Raw genomic sequence first — 8599 nt, 5'->3', positions numbered from 1 at the left:
CGATTTTTTTCAATTGTTGCTGTTTTTGAGGTTTTTCCTGGTTTAAAGAATTGTCCATTCGCATTATTGCCAGACGAATCTTTACTTACTCGCATTGAATTAGTATAAGTGACATTTCCTGATCCAATAGTTCCAGCGAAAAATGCTTGCCCTGCCCCAATATAACCACTTGGAAAATTATCATTTGGATCATCAAGATCTGGATTATCTTTTGATGGAGCTGGAGATGTTCCAGTGCCTCCGCTCAAATTATAAACAGCATAATCATCAGTGGTATATTGATAAGCACCAATTAAAACTACTGGAGTATTATGAGTCCAGAAATATAATGTTCCGTCCAATAATGTATTATTGGCAGTAATGAAAGCATCTGCACTTAGCGCTGAAGGATATGGATTTCCTAATAAGTAAAATCGACCTCCAACCATTGATTCTCCTTGAAAAGTACCGTTTTGGGGAACACCTATAAAACTTGCTGGGAAGTCTTTTTTTATTGTGTTTGAATATGTTTCAGGTCCGCGAACAATATAGCCTTTTCCTGCAATCATAACTGTGGTCCTTGGTGTGAATACCCATTTAGTACCATCGTAAGCATACAATTTGGAAGTGCTAGTTAATGGTGAAAGAGCAGCTAGAGTCTGATTTTTAACGGGTGTTGACCAATAAACATAATCAGCTTGTCGAATATCTTTTGCAATACGATTATATGTGATGTTACCTGTATTAATAGTATTGCTTGCGTTTATCTGAATTAAACTTGAACTGTCTTCAAAAGTTAACGAACCGCCGTTTACAGTTACTGCATTTGTAATTGTTAATGTTTTGTCTTTCTGAACAATAATATTCCCGGAATTTACAGTACAGCTACAGCCGAATATATCATTAGATACTGTGTAATCTCCTTCGAAAATGATATTTTTAAGATTTGTTGTATTAGTGCTTGGGTCACCATTATCCCAACTTCCAGCAGTATATTTTGTAGTTTCTACAGCAATTGGCGTTATTGTTGCAGTTGCATCAGAAGTACAAGTAGTATTGGAAACCTTATAGCTGTAGGATACGCCTCCTGCTAAGCCACTATCTGTATAACTAGATCCTGTACCGGTAGCCACTTGAATAGAATTGCGATATAAGGTCCATGAACCTGATTGTGGAAGTCCTGTTATACTAATACTTGCTGTAGGATTTGCACATGTTGGTGATGTAACTAGGGTTGCTGTAGGAGTTGTTGGAAGCGCATTAACAATAATTGTTCCTTTTGCTTCTCCAGATATAGTACAGCCACTAGCCGTCAAAGGAATTGTATAATTATAAGTTCCTGCACTAGTTGGAGTACCACTAATAGTTACTAATTTATTAGTTCCGTCATAACTTACAGTCAAGCCTGAAGGTAAATTAAATGAACCTGTGCCAATACCATCATAACCTTGTAAAATATGCGAAATTGAAGTTATTGGAGTATTAATACAAATGGATGGGCTTGCTGGGCTAGAAACGCTATATGTATTTATGGTTGTAGTTGAACTGGCCGCTGGATTGTTAGAACAGGCATTAGAATAGGTAACAGTAACCGTTTTTGAACCAGCTGTCAACCATTTTAGAACAACAGAATTACTAGATGTTCCAACGCCTCCAGATGTTATAGTATAATCAGTTCCAAGTGTACCAGGAACTACCCATTGGTAGTTGCCTTGTCCAGATTGTGTCGTATACGTTACATCCGTATTTGGACAACTTGTTGCTGCAGGTGATACTGTAAATGTAGGTCTTATATCGATATCAATTCTTGTTTGAACTGCTGTTTCAGCAGGACAATTTCCATTTTTAACGACAACTCTATAAGTTCTAAGTGCTGTTAATTTTGGCGGTTGATAAGTGTCCGCAGTATGTGAGATGTCAATCCAACTTCCAGCAGATTCTGACGGATCATCGCTATATTGCCATTTTACTATGGTACCACTATAAGTCCCCATGTATAATAGTGGACTGTCTTCCCCAAGGCAAATATGTTTTCCGCCATGTACTTGACCTCTGTTCGGAACTGAAACAATTATTGTTCCAGTTGCTGTAACGTTTCCACATCCGTTTAATAATGTTACTGTATAATTAAATGTGCCATCAACAGTAGTTGTTGGGGTTCCAGATATAGTTACTGTATTTGAAGCCCAACCTCCTGTCACACCCGCTGGTAGTCCAGTAAAATTTGCACCAGTTGCTCCTGTGGTAGTATACGTTATGTTTGTTATTGCGCTGCCTTTACAAATGCTTTGTGCAGTAGTTCCTGCTGCTGAAGTTAAAGTTATAGTATTGGTTGGGTTTACTATGATTGTTCCAGTTGCATTTACTGCATTTGAGCAGCCGGTTAATGGAATGCTGTATGAGAAAGTTCCAGTCGCAGTAGGTGTCCCACTAATTGTTATTGTATTATTATTCCAAGCTGCAGTAACTCCAGCAGGTAAGCCAGTAATACCGCTGCTGTTTATTCCGGTCGCATTTATTGTTGTGTGGGTAATAGATGTCATATTAACTCCAATACATGTTGTTGGCGTTGAAGAAGCAGCACTAACAATGTTGCCAGCATTGACGATTACTTCATTTGAAGTTACAGTACAGCCACCATTTGTTGATGTGCAAACTACATACCATGTCCCAACCCCTAATGAAGCTGTTGTAGGTGTGTATGTTGTAGAAGTTGCCCCCGAAATCGAAGTTATTGTTCCTCCTGAAACTGATCTTTTACCCCATTGTCTCGAAGTTACTGTTCCTCCTGATTCTGTAACAGTTAATAGGTTGCCTGTTGTACAAAAGTTTTGAGTTGTTGTTGGCGCTATAGTTACAGAGGATATTTGTGAAGAAACGGTCACGGTTACAGGGAAATTTGCACTAGTACAGCCAGGTGTATAGGTAATCAATTTAACATAAGCATTATAAGTTCCAGGAGCAACACTATAAGGAACTCTCACTGTTATGGCGCCAGATGGTAAAGATCCATTTTGAGGTGAATCGAAACCTGCCGAAACAGCAGTGGCATCAAAAACTAATGAATAATCCACTGGGTTTCCTGTAGTTGCCGAATACGGTAAAGAAATGGTTGTAGTATTTCTGCAAACTGATATGTTAGTTGCTGGAAATGTAATGCTAAGTTCGGGATTTACAAAAACAGATTGAATGCCTGAATAGGTAGTAGCACAATTTATATCCCCAACCATTACTCTATATTCCCATGTTCCGGCAGAACTCGGAGATTCAGTTAAAGTAGTAGAAGTTGAATTTGAAATTGCAGTCCATGTACTTGAAGTGCTTAATTTTTTCTCCCATCGAATAATACTGCCCGTGTTATTATTTAAATTTAGCGTAAAAGATGTATTATAACAAACTGGAGCTTGATAGCCTATATTTCCTCCCTGTGGTGTAACTGGCGTTTGTAAAGTTGCTGTATTTCCACTTGAAAGGGTATTACTACACGAGCCACTAGCTAAATTTTTGATTGTTATAGTGCTAGAGTTGGCTGTAGTTAAATCTGTAGTTGTAAAAGTTCCGCTTCCAGCTGTACTAACAGTCATTGTTGCTGTTTTAGCTGTTGTTGCTGGATTAGCTGTATCATAGGTTACAGTGTAGGTTCCAATCGGTAAACCACTTGCAGTTGAATTTAAGGTAACAATGGGCGTGCTTGAAGCACCACATTTTACAGCAGTTACTGAAGTAAGGCTAAAAGCTTGACTTACTACTACAGTAATAGTGCTTGTACTTGTATATGAATCGCTTCCGTAGTATGTTGTGCAAGTTAAGGTTGCCGTATAGTTGCCTGTCTGGCTCGCGGACAAATTGTAATTTTGTGTGGTGCTTGTGGTTGTAGTTCCATTGGGTGCTTGTACGCTCCAAGAGTAATTTACGCCTGATGTTGAACCTGAGGAAGTTGTGTTTCCTACTGTTCCTGAGTAGGAACCGCTTAGATTGATAGTTCCATTTTGACAAACTGGCGAATTTGAACTGGCGATCGCATTTATTGTTCCTCCACTATTGTTGAGGTCAGTAAAACTTTTGTATATGGGTTGGCCGCCATTCCCTGTACAAGCAGCGAATTTTGTATTTCCGATATAAATAGCAACATTGTTTGAACAGTTAGTATCATCAACTTTTCCTGGAGAATTAATTTTTATGCCCGTGTTAGCTGGCAGGTGTATATTACTATTGTTATCTGCAAAGCTAAGTAAGCCGTTAATTGTTACTTGAGTTACTGAGTTAAGCGTAACAGTGTTAGATACAAGAAGATTTCCATTGATTGTAAGTGTTTTAGCGTTGTTAGTGTTTCCGGAAATAGTTATTGTTGCACCACTAGCTATTACAACATCATCAGTTGCTGATGGAACTACGCCACCAACCCACGAACTAGGACTGCTCCAACTTCCTCCCGTACTTGTACTGGTTATCGTACCTGCGACACTGAAAGTTTTGTACGAGATGTAAGTGGCTCTAATTGCGGTGATGTTGAGATCTGATGTATTTTTCCCAAAAGTGAAAAAAGATAATAGGAAAAATAAAAAACTTAAGAGTAATTTTCTAATCATATAAATCGTGGCATTTAAATTTTTAAAAAAATGTTGTTTTGTTTAAAGTTTCCACACCTTTTTTTAATAAAAATCACATCCAAAAACGAAACCAAGTAGTCATGTTAAGTGGTTTCAATCAGGATGTTATGCTGGCATAGGATTTAACCTAACAAAGATATAGACATATACGCTTTAGGAGAAGGGATGGTTTTTAGAATAGCCAAGTTTTCGATGAAATGTTAAAATTACTCGTTGAAATACACGAAGAAAATGAAGTTTTTATGGAAATTCTTATAAATATGGATTTTTAATTATAAGAAAAATCGTAAAATTTATCATAAATTTTAAAATTATTTGAATTTTTTGGTCTAAAAACGCGAGATATGTAGAAATATTCGCAACAAAGTATGTTTGTGTGGGAAAGTATTTTCTGGTGTTTTTGATGTTTTTCAGGATAGTTTTTGGCTGTAGTTTTTATAAAAAATGGAGCTTATTCCTGCTCCATTATTTTTAATTTTTCATAAACAAAATTGCTTTCGTAACCACGACGAAGTAGATAGTCGCAGAACTTTTTTCTTTTCTTGAGAATGTTTTTTTCTTGAATACTGTTCCAGCATTTTTTTGAAAGCTCATTAAAAGTAATTTCATATTCTTCAGGTGAAATTTCTTTTAATGCCAAATTGATATTTGTTGAAGATATATTTCGAAGTTTGAGTTCGTTTGTAATTCTGATTTTTCCCCAAGATTTCATACGATGTTTGCCTCTCGCAAATGAACAGGCAAATCGGGTTTCATTCAAAAAATTGCCTTCAATCAACTGAACTACAATAGAATCAATTTCATCTGTTGTCATTTTTAAGCTGTATAATTTTGAAACAACTTCATCATGACAACGTTCCTGATAGGCACAAAAGTGTTCTAATTTCTGTAAAGCTTCTTTTGGAGTACAAATTGAATTCATGTGTTTTTTCTTATATTTTAACTATAAACGCTAAAAATAGCTATTTTGATGTTAAATTTTATGATAATTTTCTTCGTTTTCTCAAAAAGAAAATAATCTAAAATGTTGTGTGTGTGCAGAATTATAATATTTTTGTGCGATAATATCACAAGTTTAAACTAGTTTGAAAAACAGTGTTTTAACTTAAAAAAAAATTAAAGTTTAAAAGCCAAAATTAAAGTATTGTTCCCAAAAATGCTATACCATTAAGTTTTCTTTTAAAGCCCAAAACAAATCTAATACCACGCCTATGCCTCGAAAACTACTATTGTTTGTTCGTTCTTTATTTTTTAATTTTTCTAATTCTTCTAAAGAAAGATCTTTTACACCGAGTTTAAGGATGCTTTGTTTGGGGATTCTTCTTGTTTTTGTGAATTCTGTTTCTGGGCAAATAACTCAGCCAACTGCTTGGACAAAGGCATCTGATCAAGCGTCATTAACAAGTTCAACTAATTTCGCAATTGCAGCAGGCTCCAATCGTGTTCTGGTTGTGGGGATCTCTACGACTTTTACTGATGCAAGTGGTTCTGATACTCAGAATGATCCAACAACGATTTCCTATGGAGGAGTCACCTTGACTAAAGCAACAGGTAACGGAGGTACAAATGGTCGTATGCATACTTGGTTGTATTATTTGAAAGACAATGCAGTTATGGATGGTACTTCACGTACGCTTAGTGTAACAGGTGGTAGTACTGGTTCGACATTATCAAATATGACAGTTTGGTATAGTGTGTTTGCTGGTGTAGACCAGTCAGCGGCTTATACTGTAGGTACTGGTTTTCGTAATTCGGGATCAAATAATGCGGCGCAATTAAGCACTGGTATGGCTGTGAATGCTAACGAACAAGCGATTTACATATCAAGTATCTATAATGATAATAGTACGTCAGCACCTGTTTATACATTAAATGCAAACTGGACCAGTGGTGGTTCTACTACCGGGAGCAATACCACTAATAGTGGGACTGCTTGGAAAAACCAGGTTGCAAATCGTACTATACCAGCTTCAAATGTAACAGGAGAGTTAGCTACAACATCAACGATTACCCCTAACCCCGATAATTTTAGATTTGCAATGTCAGCTATGAGTTTGCCTAGGGCGGTAGCACTAGTGCCAACAATTACAAGTTTTACCGCAACAAGTGGTTGCGTTGGAAACTCCATCACTATAACTGGAACAAATTTTACAGGAGCTACTGCGGTAACATTTTATAATGGAGTTGCGGCAGGTACTTACTCAGTCAACAGTTCTACACAAATTACAGCTACTGTTCCATCAGGAGCAGCAACTGGTGTAATTAAAGTAACGACATCAGGAGGTACAGCTACAAGTGCAGGCTCGTTTACGGTAAATTCAGCACCCACAACATCCAATGCCGGCCCAGACCAATATGGATTTTCATTTACACTAGCTGCAAATGCACCAACAAGTGGTACGGGAGTCTGGTCAATTACTAGCGGCCCAAGTACTTCTTTAAGTCAATTTAGCGATGTTAATAATCGTGCGGCTACATTTACACCTACATCTTTAGCAGCTGGTTCTTATACTTTAACATGGACAATTACATCATCTTGCGGATCATCTGCAGATGATGTCGTAGTATCGAATTGTGTAAGTAATTTAATTAAAAATGGTGATTTTTCAAATAGTACTGGCGGTAATAACTCGGCAGCAAACTGGACTTATGCTACATCAAAAGGTATCTATTCAGAGGTTTTGCCGGAAAACACTTATTTTTCTACATCAAATAACGATTACGTGTCAGAATTAGACGCAGAAGCTTCACTTAGACAAACTAGTATACCAGTCATTTCGGGAGTTTCTTACACTGTGACGTATCTTTATGCCCAAAGACCAGGTGCTCCCACACCGACAGGCTTAACTCTTAAAATTTTAGGAGGTTCGTCAACTCTTACAGATGTGAAATCCATTAGTAGCACTGCTCCGCAAGTAGGTACTTATACATTTACAGCTACAAGCAGTTCAATTGATATTGAATTTTATAATCACTTATTAACTGGAAACCAAACAGTTGGTACGATGATAGATAATATCGTTTTACTTCCAACTTCTCAATTAGTGCCAGTCGCCACAACAATTCCAAAAGGCACTTATAAGACCTTAGATTTTTGTACCGGAGGAAATGGATCTGTAACATTAGATGTTGATAATATTTCGGCTTCAGGTGTTACTTATTCATGGACAGGGTCTTCTGGAGTGGTTTTTTCTTCTACAACGGTTAAAAGTCCAACTATAACTTTTACAGCTTCTGGACTTCAATCAGCTACAGTAACGGCTACAACCGCAGGTGGTTGCTCAAGCAATTCATCTACAACATTTATAAATGTTCGTGCTCCAATCATTACAACTGCTGCCACACCAGCTGTTGTTAATGCAGTTTGTTCAAGCACTTCTTTACAGTATACGACATTGCCTTATTCATCAAGCATAAATAGTCCAACGACTTACAGTATTGACTGGGCGACATTAACAGATCAGAACTCGACTTCTTTTACATCTTCTGCAAGTGGAGGAAATGTAACTAATATTGCAGTTCCTGCTAATACAGCGGCAGGGACATACACGGGAACAATGACCATTTCTAATGGTACTTGTACTTCTACAAAAGCTATTATACTTACGGTGAATGCGCCATCATCAGCGCCAACCAGCATCACAGGAACGACAACGATCTGCAGCGGAAGCACAACTACATTGACAGCATCTGGCGGAACTCTGGGAACAGGGGCGGCTTATCAGTGGGGGACAGGATCTGTGGTTGGGACTAACCCGATTTCAGGAGCCACTTCGTCCACATATACGACTCCGACTCTTACAGGGAACGCTACATATTGGGTGAGAATAGAGAACACTACTTCGCCGTGTACTGCAACAACCGGAGGCATTTCCCAAGTGGTTACTGTTAATGCGCCATCTTCAGCGCCAACGAGCATAAGCGGAATTACAACAATCTGCAGCGGAAGCACGACTACATTGACAGCATCTGGCGGCACTCTGGGAACAGGAGCGAGGTATCAATGGGGA

Annotated in this window: 3 protein-coding genes; 1 reads left to right on the top strand and 2 read right to left on the bottom strand. The window is 37.9% G+C overall.

Going from position 1 to position 8599, the window contains the following annotated elements:
* Together EYY60_RS00190 and EYY60_RS00185 are read right to left on the bottom strand one after the other, a co-directional pair.
* Window positions 1-4568: beta strand repeat-containing protein (locus EYY60_RS00190; RefSeq protein WP_235832258.1), on the bottom strand; the 4568-nt coding region annotated here is incomplete at its 3' end.
* 472 nt (window positions 4569-5040) lie between these two features.
* Window positions 5041-5511 (bottom strand): regulatory protein RecX, encoded by a 471-nt coding sequence (locus EYY60_RS00185; protein ID WP_132987409.1) that lies wholly within the window; start codon window positions 5509-5511, stop codon window positions 5041-5043.
* A gap of 388 nt (window positions 5512-5899) precedes the next feature.
* Between EYY60_RS00185 and EYY60_RS00180 the strand changes: the two genes are divergently transcribed.
* Window positions 5900-8599 (top strand): beta strand repeat-containing protein (locus EYY60_RS00180; RefSeq protein WP_208749435.1); only part of this gene is annotated, 2700 nt, incomplete at its 3' end.

It is taken from the genome of Flavobacterium zhairuonense (genome assembly GCF_004352915.1).
Lineage (GTDB): Bacteria > Bacteroidota > Bacteroidia > Flavobacteriales > Flavobacteriaceae > Flavobacterium > Flavobacterium zhairuonense.
The sequence above is the reverse complement of the archived record's forward strand: the minus strand, read 5'-3'. Positions and strand labels throughout refer to the sequence as shown.

What these genes read in the sequence shown, in the direction of transcription:
- EYY60_RS00185 (WP_132987409.1), bottom strand. Translation starts at nt 5,511, where the DNA reads ATGAATTCAATTTGTACTCCAAAAGAAGCTTTACAGAAATTAGAACAC.